We start from the raw sequence: 13,366 nt of genomic DNA, 5'->3' as shown, positions 1-13,366 counted from the left end.
CAAGGGATTGACGCAACGCCCGTTACAGAAGATCGCATAATGTATCAACGGGACGGCATGGCGGGCCGGCATAACCTCAGCTTCCCGTGTGATCCTGTAGGGCTCTGCGCCAATCGCCCTGCTGCCCTTCACGAATTCGGCGCCATCGAACAGTCTACAGGCCTGTCGATCAGCTGATCAGCTTCATCCAGCCACTACAGCTTGTAGCCGATGTTTCGCAGCAGGTCTTTCCGCCACGCGATGTCGGCGTCGGTTTCGACACCCAGCGGTGAGGCGCCATCCACCACGCCGAGCACGCCGCGGCCCAGCTCCGTTTGCGCGACGATCACCTGTGTCGGGTTGGCCGTCGCGCAGTAGATGCGGCAGACCTCTGGCACCGCACGCACCGCAGCCAGCACGTTGACGGGAAAGAATCCGTCGCCCAGGAAGATCAGAAAAGTGTGGCCGGCGCCTATGGCCAATGCGTTGTCGCGCGCGAGGGTGAGCGCGGCTTCATCATTACCCGACCAGCGTACCAGCCGCTTACCGGAGGCCTCGCAGAAGGCCAGCCCGAAGCGGATGCCAGGAACCGCGCCCACCAGCGCCTCGTGGAGATCTTCCACAGTCTTGATGAAATGCGACTGGCCAAAAATGAAGTTGGCGGCGTCAGGCTTGACGATGGGCACGATGGTGAGTTCCATGGCTGCGCTCCTTCAAGGTAGGCAACGCAATGGTAGGCCGGCGGAAGGCGATTGCAAGCCGCCACAGGCGGCCGATCCGCCCGCCGCGCTGCCGCCCTCGGCTTCCTCGCGGCTCGCCCGATACAGCATCACTTCGGCCGGCCTTGTCTAGACTCCGGTAACGTCTCAAGTGAAACCTTGGGAGTTGCGAAGGCAGCTAACCACACGCGTCAGCCGCTGGTTTCGCTTTTCAGCCGCCAGATGGCTGGAGAATTGTTGCCTTGAGCCACATGCGCCGCTCCTCCTTCGCGTCCCGTGAGCGGGATCGGATTCGCTGGTGCAAGACGGGGCCGGTCCCAGGCCCCTTCGCGTTGCCGTCCCTTGGTTTCTTGCGTCTTTGCCGGACGGCGCCTTGTCGTCAATGCCCTACCCGCGCCAGCCTTCGGGGGGCGGACGCCCCGGCGAAGGCCCGTGTTGGCCATAACGGCGGCGGCCGATGCCGCCCGGCCTTTCACGCCGCGTCCTTCGGGATCGAGCAACGAAAGGAGAAAATCATGGGACTCGACATGTACGCCTGCAGCCTTCGCGAACCGCCCACTGCACCGGTCGACTTTGACGTCGAAGACGCCACGGCGCTCCACTACTGGCGCAAGCACCCGAACCTTCACGGCTGGATGGAACGGCTCTACCGCGAGAAGGGCGGCAACGACGCGAATTTCAATTGCGTCAATCTTCAGTTAGCCTTGCCTAAGAGGAAGAATCTATGCACCAGAACGCCATAATCGCGATCGCAGCCGCCCTCGGTATAGCGGCTGGCGCCGGCGGCACCTACATTGCCACGTCCGAGCCGAAAGTCGAAGCTCAGGCCATCTCGAAAGCCGAACTGGTTGCGGCTATCTCCGCTGATCCATCTCTTTGCCCTATTCCGACCGTTGAAGGCCGACAGAAGCCGAAGCATTGGCCAATGTGACAAGGCCGGGGCAGGGCCAGGCGTCGCCTGCGTGACCTCAGTCAAAATGGCTCCTGACGCGCAGCCGATTGATCGTATCGTCGGTTTCGCGAAATCAGCATCGGGGGAGTGGATTGCCACAATTAACTAGAAGTAGCCGCATTTCGGGGCGGCATCTCTGCCGGCCCGGCCACATTAGTTCGGGCAATCCGGTTCGCCGGGTTCGCAGACACGTCGCTGCGGCCTGCGGCGGTCATTGTCACCACCCCTGCGGCCACGATTGTCGTCGCCGCGACGGATGACGCGATCGCCATCATCGCGCCCACGCTCGAAGTTCCGGCGGTTGCGATCGCCGCCGCGCAGATCACGGTCAATGTCCGGCTGCCTGCCGACATTAGGCCTGCGGTTGGGCGCGCGATCGATATCCGGAAGGCGCTCCCGGCGATCATCAAAGTCCCGGCGTCTTTCAGGGGTACGGCTAAAATCGGGCCTCCGCTCCAATCTCGGCTCGAATTCCGGGGGCGGAGCCGGCCTCGGCTCGAATTCAGGTCTGCGGCTGGGCGGAGGTTCCGCACGGCGATCCGGGCCGCGATAGAAGTCCGGTCCGCGGCGCCAGCGATCGCGGTCGCGATAAAAGTCACGGTCGCGGTAGTGACGATCCCAATAGCTGCCGAAGCTGAAGACAACGACGGGAATACCGAGCCGGCGATAATATTGCGGCCCGACATAAACGCGGCGCTGTTGATAAAGTGCCTGGATATATCGGCCGTGCACCCAGCCACGGCCGTCGTAGAACTCCACATCGCACCATGGTACGTCGGCAAGACAACCGTAGATTTCGATCGATTCGCCGGCCGGAATCACGGTGATCGCCGGGTATGCTGTGCTTGGGCCGGCACGCATATTGACGTTCGCCGTTGCGAAGCCTTCCGCCGCCTGAGCGATCGCCGGAGCCAGCAAGAGCATACCGGTCGCGGCAATTTTCAAAAGGGTGCGTTTCACGTTTTCAAACTCCCAGGGAGGCAGGCGTCATCACATCCGGTATTTGATGTTACTCCGGCTTTTCCGGTTCCCGGGCATAGTTGGAGCGCCTGCCAGCTTTTGTTAGGCGGCCGCCATCGTCTTGTCTTTCAATGGTTTATAGCGCATTTTGCATGAACGCAGCTTGAACGCTTTGAAGCGGCTTTTCTTCATGCTCCTGCCTATGAGATCGGTTCGGTCGTGCTTATCACGGCCTCCATTTCTTCCGCCTTTAATGGACCGCGCGTTGCGAAAAGATACGCAACCAGGTAGATCAACTTCTGCCTTGCTTCGCGGTTGTCACCAGGCACGAACTGCACGATGCTGAGTCGGGTCTCTTCCTCTTCTCTCGCCACATCGAGCAGCGCGCTTGCATAGACGACGCTAGTCACGTCGCTGGCCGCCCAATGCTCATCCCATTCGCGCACCACATCAGCGACGGCGCGTTGCGCCACTATGTGCCGCTCCATCGTTGCATCCAAGGAAGCAGCTTCGATACCCAAATTCTTTGTCATCGGACCCTCTGTCTCAGGCTCGCCGGTCACTCCTGGACCTCCCAAATCGATGGGAGGGCAGGAACCCGGCTCCTGCTCCCGAGCTCGTGCCGAACAGCGGAAGAGAGGGGGACAAGCTGCCAAACCGGAGGGGGATCACCCACCCATAGCGCCGACCCGTCGTCAGGACACTGCCTGCGGCCGCGACTGATCACCCATATCGAGGAACACCATCTCCAGCCGCCCTTCGTCGTCCTTGTGGCTCCCGCGCATTTCAAAAGAGAAAACCTCGCCGTAGACTCTCAGGCGGTCAGCGGTCCTTTCGGTGCCTTGGTGACGAAAGCGAGGATGACGAGGCCTCCGACGGCGCAGAAGAAGGTGAGCCAGAAGGCATCGATGTAGGACAGCACGTTCGCTTGCTTTTGGACCTGCTTGGACAGCACGGCAGTCGCCCTGCTCTGTGACAGCGCCGCTCCCGCTCCCGCCATCTTATGGGCGAGTGCCGACAGGGCGGAAACCGAAACCTCCGATCCCCGCTCGAGATTCAGGCCCGTCAGGTACGAATGGAACTGCTCTCCCTTCCGGAGATAGGTCGTGATCAGCGCCTGTGCCGTCTGAGTACCGAGAAGCCTGATGACCTGGATGTAGGCGGCGACGGCAATCGCCGTTGGCAACGGCAAGGACGATGATCGGCAAGAAGGTCAGGATGTGGCCCGCGCCCTGCAGCACGCACATCGTTCGGAAGTTGTCGCCGTTCCAGTCCGGTGAAAGCCCTGTACCGATGAGCGACGCCCCCGCGAAACAGCATAGTCCCATGAACAGCAGATAGCGTCCGTCAGTCCTATGCATGGCCCCAGACGGCAATTGGGGTCATCAATATCAGAGGACCGCACACCCAGGTGACCAGCGTGACACCGATTTGCTCTGGTCGCAGTCCCGCGACCGTCGTGAGGTAATTCGGCACGAGCACTGAGTTCGACAGGCTGCTCATCAGATAGAGCAAGGCCACGGATATGAGGAGGGCGACGTTCCGCGTTCCGATCGCTCCGAGGCTCGCCCAGGGACGCTCGACCAGCATCTCGTTCACGAAGAAGGCGGCGATCAGCACGAGGCCGCCCGCGAAGGTGGAGATAACGACGCCGTTTTCGAACCAGTCAAGACGATTTCCCTGGTCCACGGCGACGGACAGCATTGTCAGCCCCATTCCGAGAAACAGCATACCGCCCCAGTCCGCATGTCGGACGAGGTCCATGTTCACGCTCTCGCGGGGCGAGCCCTTGTAGGCCAGGAACGCCAGCAACGGAGCGAGAACGACGTCCTGCCAGTAGAGATACTGCCAGCCGATATGCTGGACATAGAAATCGAGGAGCGCCGTCCCGGAGTTGACGGTGAACGCACCCCTGAGGGCATAGATCGCGATCGCGGTGATCCACCACTTCATCGGCAAATTGCGGAAAATGATCATCAGGGTCGCCGGGACAAAGACGCCGAGAAGCGCTCCATGGACAACATGCAGCACTGCGAGAGCCGTGAAGTCGCTGGTCAATGGGATCAGCAAGGAGACGACGGCATAGACCAGCGCGGGCACGACCATCACGCGCCGGATACCGAAGGCAGCCGCCAGCCACGCGACAGCCGGAGCGAACACGATCTGGGGAGCGGTCGCCAGCGTGCTCAGCCAAGCGCCCTCGTCGAAACCAAGACCGAAAGCGCCGCGCAGATCGACGAGACCGATCCCAAACAGACGGCTGTGGAAGCCGACCATGAACGAACCGAGCAGGACGGCACAGAGAGTCTATGGATTTTCCGCCACTGATCGGGTGCCTGTTGAGGCTCCACAGCTAGAGCAGAATCCGCTCGATTCCTTCATTGATCACTTTCGCCGTCGTTGCCGCGCCAGCGCAGAATGGATACAGTTCAATAGCTCCTGCTCACCAAACGGCTTTGCCAAATACCCGACATGTCCGGGCCCAACCCGCGTGCACGCAGATCCTCGTTCGGATAGGCAGTGATCAGAACGGTCGGAATGCTCTCGCCCAAAGCGACGAGGCGGCGGTGGAGATCAAGCCCGCTCATTCCGGGCATATGGATGTCCGTTACCAGGCAGGTCGTCCAGCGAAGCTGGGGGAACTTTAAGAAATCGTCGGCAGATTAAAAGGCCTCGGCATCAAATCCCAGCGACCTCATCAGCCCCTTGGTAGCCTCGCGCATCGAAGTGGCCGGCGCGCCAAGTTGGAAACTTCCTGTCACATCAGACGTTCTCTAGGGTGGAAAGGCAGCCGCCTTTCACACTGGCATTCGTGCTATAACGAAGCGGCTGCGACGAAGGGGGACCCATGGCCGCGACTCTCGAGCATGTGCCTGCACAGCCAAGCAATCTCCGTCAGTTCCTGGCGCTGACCCTTGGATCGGTGGGGGTGGTCTATGGTGACATCGGAACAAGCCCGCTCTATGCCTTCCGTGAAGCACTTCGCCCCTTTGCGGCAGGTGGGGTAGAGCGCGAAGAGGTCGTCGGTCTCATTTCACTGGTGATCTGGACCCTGACCATGATCGTCACCTGCAAATACGTCCTGTTCCTGCTTCGTGCCGACAATGACGGCGAGGGTGGCACGCTATCCCTGCTTGCCCTGCTCTTAAAAAAGGCCCCGCAGTATACGACGGGCATGTTCGTAGCGGGTATCCTGGGCGCGGCTTTTTTCATCGGCGACGCGATGATCACGCCGGCGCTTTCAGTGTTCTCGGCCGTTGAGGGGCTGAAGCTCGTCACGCCAGCCCTCCACGATTACGTTCTGCCGATCTCGGCCGCCATCATGGTGCTGTTGTTTGCCGTGCAGTCCCGCGGCACTGGGGCAGTCTCGATCTTTTTCGGCCCGATCACTTTCGTCTGGTTTCTCGTAATGGGAGCCGCCGGTGTTGCCCATATCGGAGACGATCTCGCAATCCTCGCGGCATTCAATCCTGTTTACGCCGTTACCTTTTTGTGGAATGCCGGCCTCGTCGGCTTCATCGTGCTCGGCGCCGTCTTCCTCACGGTGACAGGAGCCGAGGCGCTTTATGCCGATCTCGGCCACTTCGGTCGGCAACCGATCCAGGCGGCCTGGTTTGCAATCGTATTTCCAGCACTGACTTTGAACTATCTCGGACAAGGCGCGATGGTGCTGTCGCATCCCGATGCAATTTCCGATCCATTTTTCTTGATGTTCCCGACCTGGGCCCTATTGCCGGTGGTGATCCTTGCCACTGCCGCAACAATCATTGCCAGCCAGTCAGTGATCACCGGAGCTTTTTCGCTCGTGCGGCAAGCGATCCACCTCGGGTTCCTGCCAAGATTCGAGATCTGCTACACCTCGGAAACGCAAACCGGGCAGATTTATCTGCCCTTGGTCAACACTGCACTCCTCACCGGCGTGCTTGTTCTCATGTTCGTGTTCGGCAGTTCCGAGTCTCTCGCCCCGGCCTATGGCGTGTCAATCACCGGCGCCATGGTGATCGACACAGTTCTCGCCTTCGCGTTTGTCCGCTATCTGTGGAACTGGCCTACCATGGCCGCGACTGCGTTCCTGCTTCCTCTGTTCCTTCTCGAACTGGTCTTTCTCGGGGCCAACCTATTCAAGATCCACCACGGTGGTTACGTGCCCATTCTTTTCGCCGCCACTTTGATGACGCTGATGTGGACCTGGCGAGTGGGCACCAGGCTCGTGCGCGAAAAAACAAGCCGCCAGGATGTCCCTCTCGACCGGTTCATAGCGGCGGTCGAACGAAAGTCCGAACACGCTCCGGTCGTAGTGCCGGGAACCGCGATTTTCCTGACCGCATCACCGGACACCACCCCAGCGGTTCTCTTGCACAACCTCAAGCACAACCACGTGCTGCATGAGCATAATGTCATCCTCACCATCAAGACCGCCAAAGTGCCTTATATCCCGGAAACGGATCGGCACACGCTAACAAAGCTAACCGATCGGTTCAGCAAACTGGAGCTCAGATTCGGCTTCATGGATGATCCGAATGTGTCGAGGGCACTGGCGCACTGCCGGAAGGAAGGGTTCAAATTCGAGATCATGACGACGTCCTTCTATCTCGGACGGCGCAAGCTGGTCTCAGACCCCCAGTCGGGCATGCCGAAGTGGCAGGACAAGCTCTTCATTGCAATGGCGGAAGCGGCGATCGATCCGACCGACTACTTCCATCTGCCTGCGAACCGCGTTGTCGAAATAGGCGAGCAGGTGATCGTCTAGCGTCGCCACGCGTGACGCTGGGGCACCGACCAGGTTTGTGGCGGCCTCGGCGCTGACGACTTCCTGTTCAAAAATCCTCGCTGACGTCGTTCGACTCGATCTCCGACTTGGTACTTGCCGAAGGCGATCGGAAGGAGATTTCCGCGACAAGTACCGGCACGAAGGTTCCCGGAGACCCGGCATTCACCTTCATCGGGACGGCCGTATTCAGGGGCATGGTGGGCAATTTGCGCTAGGTAAAAGGCGACTTTCCGGCTCCTGATGCGACGGTCTTCGAACTAAAGGATTTCAGTCTTTGATTGAATCTGTTGATCTCCACTGAGCACTGACCCGGCATTGCGGGATATTTCCATCGAGAATTGACCATGTTTGAACCACCCCTGCTTGTTTTGAGTGGGGCTATGGGGTGATCGACATGGCGTTATTGAACGTAATCCGACGAACATCAATCGAACCGGCAGATTTGCCGCGGGGCTAACGTGTCCCGGAATACTATCCACAAATATCTGCGATCCGAGGGCGTGGAGCCGAAAAGTTCCGGAACGGCCCAGCAAGCTTGGAAGGCCAGATCATTTGCGACCGGCTGTCAGGCCAAGAGGGAGCCGATTATCTGCACGGCGGCGCCGATGCTGACATCTTTCAGTGGTCCGTCTCGCACCTTGAGGCCGACAGCGTTGACCGCATCGTCGATTTCAGCGCGTTGGCGGGCGACATCCTAAGCTTCGCCATCGACGCCGATGGCGAGATCGCCTCGATCCGCAGCTACGCGGATTTCCTGGCGGCCTCGCATGACACGCGGGACGGCGTCGTCGTCACGCTCGACGGGTTCGACGATGCCGGCATCTTGATCGAGGGAGTCACTCTCACGGAGATTTCGGCCGGGAACCTGTCGTTCACCGAGATCTACTATTGACGCGCATGGCGGTGCCCGGCTCCCGCGAGCGAACCGGGCATGTCAATCGGCGTTGAATGGAATGTGGCACTCAACGTGAGTTACCACCCAAGGGAGTTGATCCTTCCTCCACGAGCCCGATGCAGGGCTTGTTCCCAGGATGTTCACGTTCTGGGCTAAGAGGATCGCACAATGTATCGTCTGGAAACGGCGGCGTCGGATTTTCGGTCGGCCGTAGTTCCATGACGTGAGGAGTTCAGTCGACCGCGGACGGACAATCGAGGTTGCCGATCGCGCGGCGTTGCGCCCAGGTCCTCGATCGACCGCATGATACATCGGCCCCTTCAATGACAGACAAATAGGGCTATATAGCTAGACAGTCTAGCCAACTCGGAGTGTGAAGCATGGAATGGCAACTACAGGACGCCAAGAACCAGTTCTCGAAGGTGGTACAGAAGGCGCGCCATGAGGGGCCGCAGATTGTCACGCTGCGCGGTGAGCGCGCCGCCGTCGTGCTGTCCGCTCATGACTACGACGCCCTACGCGCTGGCCGGCCGACTTTAGTCGATGATCTGCTTGGAGGTCCCGCTTGGGACGATGAACTCGCTGATGCGGTTAATGTACGTATCAAGACGCCAAGCCGCGACGTGGCCTTCTGATGTATCTGGTTGACACAAACATTGTCTCAGAGGCGCGACGTGGGACGTCGCAAGCCGTGTCTTGGCTGCGCTCTGTCGATCCGCTCAGCATCCACTTGAGTGCGCTCACCCTCGGCGAAATCATGCGCGGCATTGCCCTCGAACAGAAGTCGGATCCGAAGACTGCCGCGCACCTCACCGAATGGCTGCGCAAACTGCGCCACGACCATGGCGACCGCATTTTGCCTATAACTGACCAAATCGCGGTCGAATGGGGCCGCATCGCGGCAATCCGGCCCCGTGGCGATATCGACGGGTTGATCGCCGCGACTGCCATCGTTCACGATCTCATCCTTGTCACACGCAACGTCAAGGATTTCGACGACACCGATGCTTCCGTGATCAATCCTTGGGAAACTTCGGCGTGAGCCGCTCGGCGCCGCAGCGCTTACCAACATTCGGACCGCGGAAGATCGTGGCCTTTCGTGATGAGGGGTTGATAAAGGCCATTATCAACGGGAACATGCGATGACTTCTACGTTCGCCGTTCTAAGCTGGCAGCGAATACATGCCACTGCCCGCCGCATCGTCACGGCGATCCTTCGCGCCGATGCAGAAGGTGCGGGCAAGGCCGCCTATTGGCACATCTCGAACATCAGCGACACAAACACGGTTTTCGTGAAGGGCTGACCGCAGCCGTCCCTTTCTGCGACATTTATCATCGGCTGAGTTTCAGGGAAAATAGCGGCCGCCGCCGGCACATTTGACGTTTTCTCGCTGCCGATGCTGCATCGCAGCGACGAATTGCACTTGATGTGTTTAGTAAAATGTATATCACTAAACAAATTGCTCAACATGAGGGAGTATGGCTTGGGCATGTGAGCAAGGGAGAATTTTCCGAAGCCGGCGTCGGTCGGTTCTGTATCTGGGAGGAATACATGCGGAAGGTGACGAAGGCCCTGATGGGCATGTCGTCGGCACTCGTGCTGTCGACGGCGATACCGGGAATGGCGAAGGCTGATGAATTGACGCTATGCTGGGCAGCCTGGGATCCGGCGAATGCGCTCGTAGAACTCTCCAAGGATTTTACCGCAGCGACCGGCACCGCGATGAAGTTTGAGTTCGTGCCGTGGCCGAATTTCGCCGACCGCATTCTCAACGAGCTCAATTCGGGTGGCAAGCTCTGCGATCTCCTGATCGGCGACAGCCAGTGGCTCGGCGGCTCCGCCGAAAACGGGTACTACGTCAAGCTCAACGATTTCTTCGACAAGGAAGGGATCAAGATGAGCGACTTCGCCGAAGCCGCGGTCAATGCCTACTCCACCTGGCCGAAGGGTACGCCGAACTATTGGGCGTTGCCGGCCATGGGCGACGCCAATGGCTGGTTTTATCGCAAGGATTGGTTCGCCAAGCCCGACTTGCAGGCCGAGTTCAAAGGGAAGTACGGTCGTGACCTCGGCCCGCCGCAGACCTGGGACGAACTGAAGCAGGTCGCCGAATTCTTCACCGGTCGAGAAATCGATGGCCAGAAGGTCTATGGCGCGGCGATCTTCACCGAACGCGCCTCCGAGGGCATTACCATGGGCGCGACCTCGGCGCTCTATCCCTATGGCTTCAAATACGAGACGACACCGGGCAAATACGATATGGACGGCGCGGTCAATTCGCCCGACTCCGTTGCCGGCCTCGAGGCCTATAAGGCGCTTTACAAGTGCTGCCAGCCGCCCGGCTATACCGACAGCTACATGGGCGAGGGGCTCGATGCCTTCAAGTCCGGCCAGGTGGCGATGGCGATGAACTGGTTCGCCTTCTTCCCGGGCCTCTACAAGGACGAGAAGGTCGGCGGCGACAAGATCGGCTTCTTCGTCAATCCCAAGCAGAAGGTCGCCGCCTCGACGCTCGGCGGGCAGGGGATATCCGTCGTGGCCAACACCGACAACATGGACGGCGCACTCGCCTACATCAAATGGTTCGCCCAGCCCGATGTCCAGAAGAAGTGGTGGGCGCTCGGCGGCTACGCCGTGCACAACGCGGTCCTGAACGATCCGTCTTTCAAGACTAGCCAGCCCTTTGCGGCCGATTTCCTCGTCGCAATGAACCAGGTGCAGGACTTCTGGCAGGAGCCGTCCTACGCGATCCTGCTGCAGGCCATGCAGAAGCGCCTGCACGACTATGTCGTCGCCGACCAGGGCACGGCGCAAGAGGCACTCGACTCTCTCGTCAACGACTGGAAGGAAATCTTCGAGGACGAAGGCAAGCTCTAGGCTCCCCTCGGCAACGGCCCGGCTGCGAAAACCGGGCCGTCGGCCTCGAACCCGATCCTTCCTAGAATTCAGGTGACGTCAGTGACCGATGCCCCTTCGACCATTGCGGAGCGATCCGCCGACGTGCTTGCCCGCGCGACGCCGACGACGATCGCAGTTCGGGTGCGCGGCCTTTCGGACCGCGCCATCGCCGGGCTCTTCATAACGCCGACGATCGCCTTGCTGCTTGCGATCAATATCTTCCCGCTGATCTGGGCGGTCTATCTGTCCTTCACGAATTTCCGCGCGAACCGCCCCAACGCCGAGGTCGAGGGCGTCGGCTTACGCAACTACCGGCGAGTGCTGAACGATCCGGACATCTGGATCGCCATGCAGACGACCGCGCATTTCGTCTTCTGGACGATCCTGCTGCAGACCGTCATCGGCTTCGCGCTCGCCTATCTGATCGACCGCAAGTTCCGCGGCCATGCCTTCTGGACGACGGTCATCCTCATCCCGATGATGCTGTCGCCGGCGGTGGTCGGTAATTTCTGGCGGTTCCTGTACCAGCCGCAGATCGGCCTCTTCAATTATATCGTCTCGTTCTTCACGGGCATTCCGCCGTCATCCTTCGAGATGCTCGGTTCGGTGACCTTGGCCCCCTGGGCGATCATCATCGTCGATACCTGGATGTGGACGCCTTACGTCATGCTGATCTGCCTCGCCGGCCTCAGATCCATTCCGGACTACATCTACGAGGCGGCCGAGGTCGATCGCGCCTCCACTTGGCGGCAATTCTGGTCGATCACCGTGCCAATGGCCTTGCCCTTCATCATGCTCGCCGTGCTCTTCCGCGGCATCGAGAATTTCAAGATGTTCGACATGGTGATGCTGCTGACGGGCGGAGGGCCTGGTTCGACCACCGAGGTTGCGTCGATCACGCTGAAGCGCGAAGCCTTCGAAAGCTGGCTCACCGGACGGTCTTCTGCCTTCGCGATCATTCTTTTCGTCGCCGTGTTCGGCCTCGCCAACATCTACGTCAAAGCGCTCAACAAGGTGAAACAGCGATGAGTTCGGTCAATACCGCCCACTCCGTGGTCGAGCCGACGCCGACCGCCAAGCGCATCGCCGGCACGATCGTCATCCTCTACGCGCTGGTGACGATGATCCCGCTCGCCTGGATCTTTCTGACGAGCATCAAGTCGCCGCCGGATTCGATCAGCTATCCGCCGAAGGTCGTCTTCACGCCGACGCTCGAGGGCTTCTGCAACCTCTTCACGACGCGGACAAGGCAGACACCGGACTATATCCAAGCGCTGCCGCCGCCGACGGGAACATGCGACGAGATCACGCGCAGCCGCAACATGGTCATCGCCGGCCCCTCGAACTATTGGCCGCGCTTCGGCAATTCGCTCCTTATCGCCTTCGGCTCGACCTTCCTCGCCGTTTCTCTGGGAACGCTTGCGGCCTATGGCTTCTCGCGCTTCCGCGTGCCGCTCGCCGACGATTTGTTATTCTTCATCCTTTCGACCCGGATGATGCCGCCGATCGCGGTCGCGATTCCGATCTACCTCATGTATCGCCAGTTCGGACTTTCCGACACGGCACTTGGCATGATCTTGCTCTATACCGCCGTCAACGTCTCGCTTGCCGTCTGGTTGCTCAAGGGCTTCATCGATGAAATCCCGGGCGAATATGAGGAGGCGGCGATGATCGACGGCTACACCCGACTGCAGGCCTTCTGGAAGGTCGTGCTGCCGCAGGCGACGACCGGCATCGCCGCGACCGCGATCTTCTGCCTGATTTTCGCCTGGAACGAATACGCCTTTGCGGTGCTGCTCACCTCGGGTTCGGCACAGACCGCGCCGCCGTTCATACCGACGATTATCGGTGAGGGCGGGCAGGATTGGCCGGCGGTTGCCGCCGGTACGACCATCTTCCTGGTGCCGATCCTCGTCTTCACCATCATCCTGCGCAAGCAGTTGCTGCGCGGCATCACCTTCGGAGCGGTCCGCAAATGACGAACACGCGAGAACCGACCCGTGCAGCCAAGCAGAGGCGGCCGTTGTTCCTCAGGCGCGGACCGATGGAAAACATCGCCACGGCGCTGATCGCCGCTGGCTTCCTGATGCTGTTCCAGCCGTTCCTGCTGGCCCTCTACACCTACTCGCTGGCCATGCTCCTGACCGGAACCGTCATGTTCATCATCGTCTCGAAATTTCCGGAGTAAGCG

General features: G+C 60.1%; 16 protein-coding genes and 2 pseudogenes. 11 read left to right on the top strand and 7 right to left on the bottom strand.

All coding sequences use genetic code 11. The annotated features are described in order from the left end of the window. Positions 1 to 194: 194 nt before the first annotated feature. Positions 195 to 680: an adenosine-specific kinase gene (locus GHK62_RS32895; protein ID WP_153443192.1), complete on the bottom strand. Its 486-nt coding sequence runs from the start codon at positions 678 to 680 to the stop codon at positions 195 to 197. A gap of 533 nt (positions 681 to 1,213) precedes the next feature. On the opposite strand from GHK62_RS32895, the gene GHK62_RS32890 reads away from it, so the two are divergent. Next, positions 1,214 to 1,441: a hypothetical protein gene (locus GHK62_RS32890; RefSeq protein WP_184108929.1), complete on the top strand. Its 228-nt coding sequence runs from the start codon at positions 1,214 to 1,216 to the stop codon at positions 1,439 to 1,441. Continuing rightward, positions 1,423 to 1,759 (top strand): annotated as a pseudogene (locus GHK62_RS35140) (hypothetical protein). Before GHK62_RS32890 ends, GHK62_RS35140 begins: the two are co-directional and overlap by 19 nt. 44 nt (positions 1,760 to 1,803) lie before the next feature. Here GHK62_RS35140 and GHK62_RS32880 read toward each other — a convergent pair. The 5 genes and pseudogenes from GHK62_RS32880 to GHK62_RS32865 all read right to left on the bottom strand — a co-directional run bounded on the left by GHK62_RS32880 (position 1,804) and on the right by GHK62_RS32865 (position 5,333). Next, the gene (locus GHK62_RS32880) at positions 1,804 to 2,610 is read right to left on the bottom strand and encodes an SH3 domain-containing protein (RefSeq protein ID WP_184108932.1); all 807 of its coding nucleotides are present in this window, start codon (positions 2,608 to 2,610) and stop codon (positions 1,804 to 1,806) included. A gap of 200 nt (positions 2,611 to 2,810) precedes the next feature. Then, positions 2,811 to 3,143 (bottom strand): hypothetical protein, encoded by a 333-nt coding sequence (locus GHK62_RS32875; protein ID WP_153443191.1) that lies wholly within the window; start codon positions 3,141 to 3,143, stop codon positions 2,811 to 2,813. Positions 3,144 to 3,424: 281 nt separating this feature from the next. Continuing rightward, positions 3,425 to 3,802: a hypothetical protein gene (locus tag GHK62_RS34755; protein WP_234887134.1), complete on the bottom strand. Its 378-nt coding sequence runs from the start codon at positions 3,800 to 3,802 to the stop codon at positions 3,425 to 3,427. A 161-nt stretch (positions 3,803 to 3,963) separates the two neighbouring features. Next, positions 3,964 to 4,887, bottom strand: a complete 924-nt coding sequence (locus GHK62_RS34750) for an MFS transporter (protein ID WP_234887133.1) — start codon at positions 4,885 to 4,887, stop codon at positions 3,964 to 3,966. A gap of 101 nt (positions 4,888 to 4,988) precedes the next feature. Next, positions 4,989 to 5,333: pseudogene (locus GHK62_RS32865) on the bottom strand (response regulator transcription factor). A gap of 125 nt (positions 5,334 to 5,458) precedes the next feature. Here GHK62_RS32865 and GHK62_RS32860 point away from each other — a divergent pair. Further along, a complete protein-coding gene (locus GHK62_RS32860; protein ID WP_153443190.1) occupies positions 5,459 to 7,360 on the top strand; it encodes a potassium transporter Kup in 1,902 nt (633 codons plus the stop codon). A 67-nt stretch (positions 7,361 to 7,427) separates the two neighbouring features. On the opposite strand, the gene GHK62_RS32855 is transcribed toward GHK62_RS32860, so the two are convergent. Next, a complete protein-coding gene (locus GHK62_RS32855; protein ID WP_153443189.1) occupies positions 7,428 to 7,577 on the bottom strand; it encodes a hypothetical protein in 150 nt (49 codons plus the stop codon). A gap of 339 nt (positions 7,578 to 7,916) precedes the next feature. Here GHK62_RS32855 and GHK62_RS32850 point away from each other — a divergent pair, with 339 nt between their 5' ends. From GHK62_RS32850 to GHK62_RS32815, 8 genes are all read left to right on the top strand, one after another. Next, complete coding sequence (locus GHK62_RS32850; protein WP_153443188.1) at positions 7,917 to 8,273, top strand: hypothetical protein; 357 nt, start codon at positions 7,917 to 7,919, stop codon at positions 8,271 to 8,273. 383 nt (positions 8,274 to 8,656) lie between these two features. Further along, the gene (locus GHK62_RS32845) at positions 8,657 to 8,911 is read left to right on the top strand and encodes a type II toxin-antitoxin system Phd/YefM family antitoxin (RefSeq protein ID WP_153443187.1); all 255 of its coding nucleotides are present in this window, start codon (positions 8,657 to 8,659) and stop codon (positions 8,909 to 8,911) included. After that, complete coding sequence (locus tag GHK62_RS32840; protein ID WP_153443186.1) at positions 8,911 to 9,318, top strand: type II toxin-antitoxin system VapC family toxin; 408 nt, start codon at positions 8,911 to 8,913, stop codon at positions 9,316 to 9,318. Before GHK62_RS32845 ends, GHK62_RS32840 begins: the two co-directional genes overlap by 1 nt. A gap of 100 nt (positions 9,319 to 9,418) precedes the next feature. Further along, positions 9,419 to 9,580, top strand: coding sequence for a hypothetical protein (locus GHK62_RS32835; RefSeq protein WP_234887132.1), 162 nt, complete (start codon positions 9,419 to 9,421; stop codon positions 9,578 to 9,580). Positions 9,581 to 9,828: 248 nt separating this feature from the next. Beyond that, the gene (locus GHK62_RS32830) at positions 9,829 to 11,154 is read left to right on the top strand and encodes an ABC transporter substrate-binding protein (protein ID WP_167528425.1); all 1,326 of its coding nucleotides are present in this window, start codon (positions 9,829 to 9,831) and stop codon (positions 11,152 to 11,154) included. Positions 11,155 to 11,235: 81 nt separating this feature from the next. Then, complete coding sequence (locus GHK62_RS32825) at positions 11,236 to 12,204, top strand: carbohydrate ABC transporter permease (protein WP_184108934.1); 969 nt, start codon at positions 11,236 to 11,238, stop codon at positions 12,202 to 12,204. Beyond that, positions 12,201 to 13,154 (top strand): carbohydrate ABC transporter permease, encoded by a 954-nt coding sequence (locus GHK62_RS32820; RefSeq protein WP_153443184.1) that lies wholly within the window; start codon positions 12,201 to 12,203, stop codon positions 13,152 to 13,154. Before GHK62_RS32825 ends, GHK62_RS32820 begins: the two co-directional genes overlap by 4 nt. Beyond that, positions 13,151 to 13,363, top strand: a complete 213-nt coding sequence (locus tag GHK62_RS32815) for a hypothetical protein (RefSeq protein ID WP_153443183.1) — start codon at positions 13,151 to 13,153, stop codon at positions 13,361 to 13,363. The genes GHK62_RS32820 and GHK62_RS32815 overlap by 4 nt, the downstream gene beginning before the upstream one ends. Positions 13,364 to 13,366 lie beyond the last annotated feature (3 nt).

Source organism: Sinorhizobium terangae (genome assembly GCF_009601505.1).
GTDB classification, from domain to species: domain Bacteria; phylum Pseudomonadota; class Alphaproteobacteria; order Rhizobiales; family Rhizobiaceae; genus Sinorhizobium; species Sinorhizobium terangae.
This window is presented reverse-complemented; position numbering and strand designations above follow the sequence as displayed.

Bases quoted from the DNA above. Each gene is read 5' to 3' on its own strand.
- GHK62_RS32875 (WP_153443191.1), bottom strand. From the start codon at position 3,143: ATGACAAAGAATTTGGGTATCGAAGCTGCTTCCTTGGATGCAACGATG.
- GHK62_RS32815 (WP_153443183.1), top strand. From the start codon at position 13,151: ATGACGAACACGCGAGAACCGACCCGTGCAGCCAAGCAGAGGCGGCCG.
- GHK62_RS32895 (WP_153443192.1), bottom strand. From the start codon at position 680: ATGGAACTCACCATCGTGCCCATCGTCAAGCCTGACGCCGCCAACTTC.
- GHK62_RS32860 (WP_153443190.1), top strand. From the start codon at position 5,459: ATGGCCGCGACTCTCGAGCATGTGCCTGCACAGCCAAGCAATCTCCGT.
- GHK62_RS34750 (WP_234887133.1), bottom strand. From the start codon at position 4,887: ATGGTCGGCTTCCACAGCCGTCTGTTTGGGATCGGTCTCGTCGATCTG.
- GHK62_RS32890 (WP_184108929.1), top strand. From the start codon at position 1,214: ATGGGACTCGACATGTACGCCTGCAGCCTTCGCGAACCGCCCACTGCA.
- GHK62_RS32835 (WP_234887132.1), top strand. From the start codon at position 9,419: ATGACTTCTACGTTCGCCGTTCTAAGCTGGCAGCGAATACATGCCACT.
- GHK62_RS32845 (WP_153443187.1), top strand. From the start codon at position 8,657: ATGGAATGGCAACTACAGGACGCCAAGAACCAGTTCTCGAAGGTGGTA.
- GHK62_RS32840 (WP_153443186.1), top strand. From the start codon at position 8,911: ATGTATCTGGTTGACACAAACATTGTCTCAGAGGCGCGACGTGGGACG.
- GHK62_RS32855 (WP_153443189.1), bottom strand. From the start codon at position 7,577: ATGCCCCTGAATACGGCCGTCCCGATGAAGGTGAATGCCGGGTCTCCG.
- GHK62_RS32820 (WP_153443184.1), top strand. From the start codon at position 12,201: ATGAGTTCGGTCAATACCGCCCACTCCGTGGTCGAGCCGACGCCGACC.
- GHK62_RS32830 (WP_167528425.1), top strand. From the start codon at position 9,829: ATGCGGAAGGTGACGAAGGCCCTGATGGGCATGTCGTCGGCACTCGTG.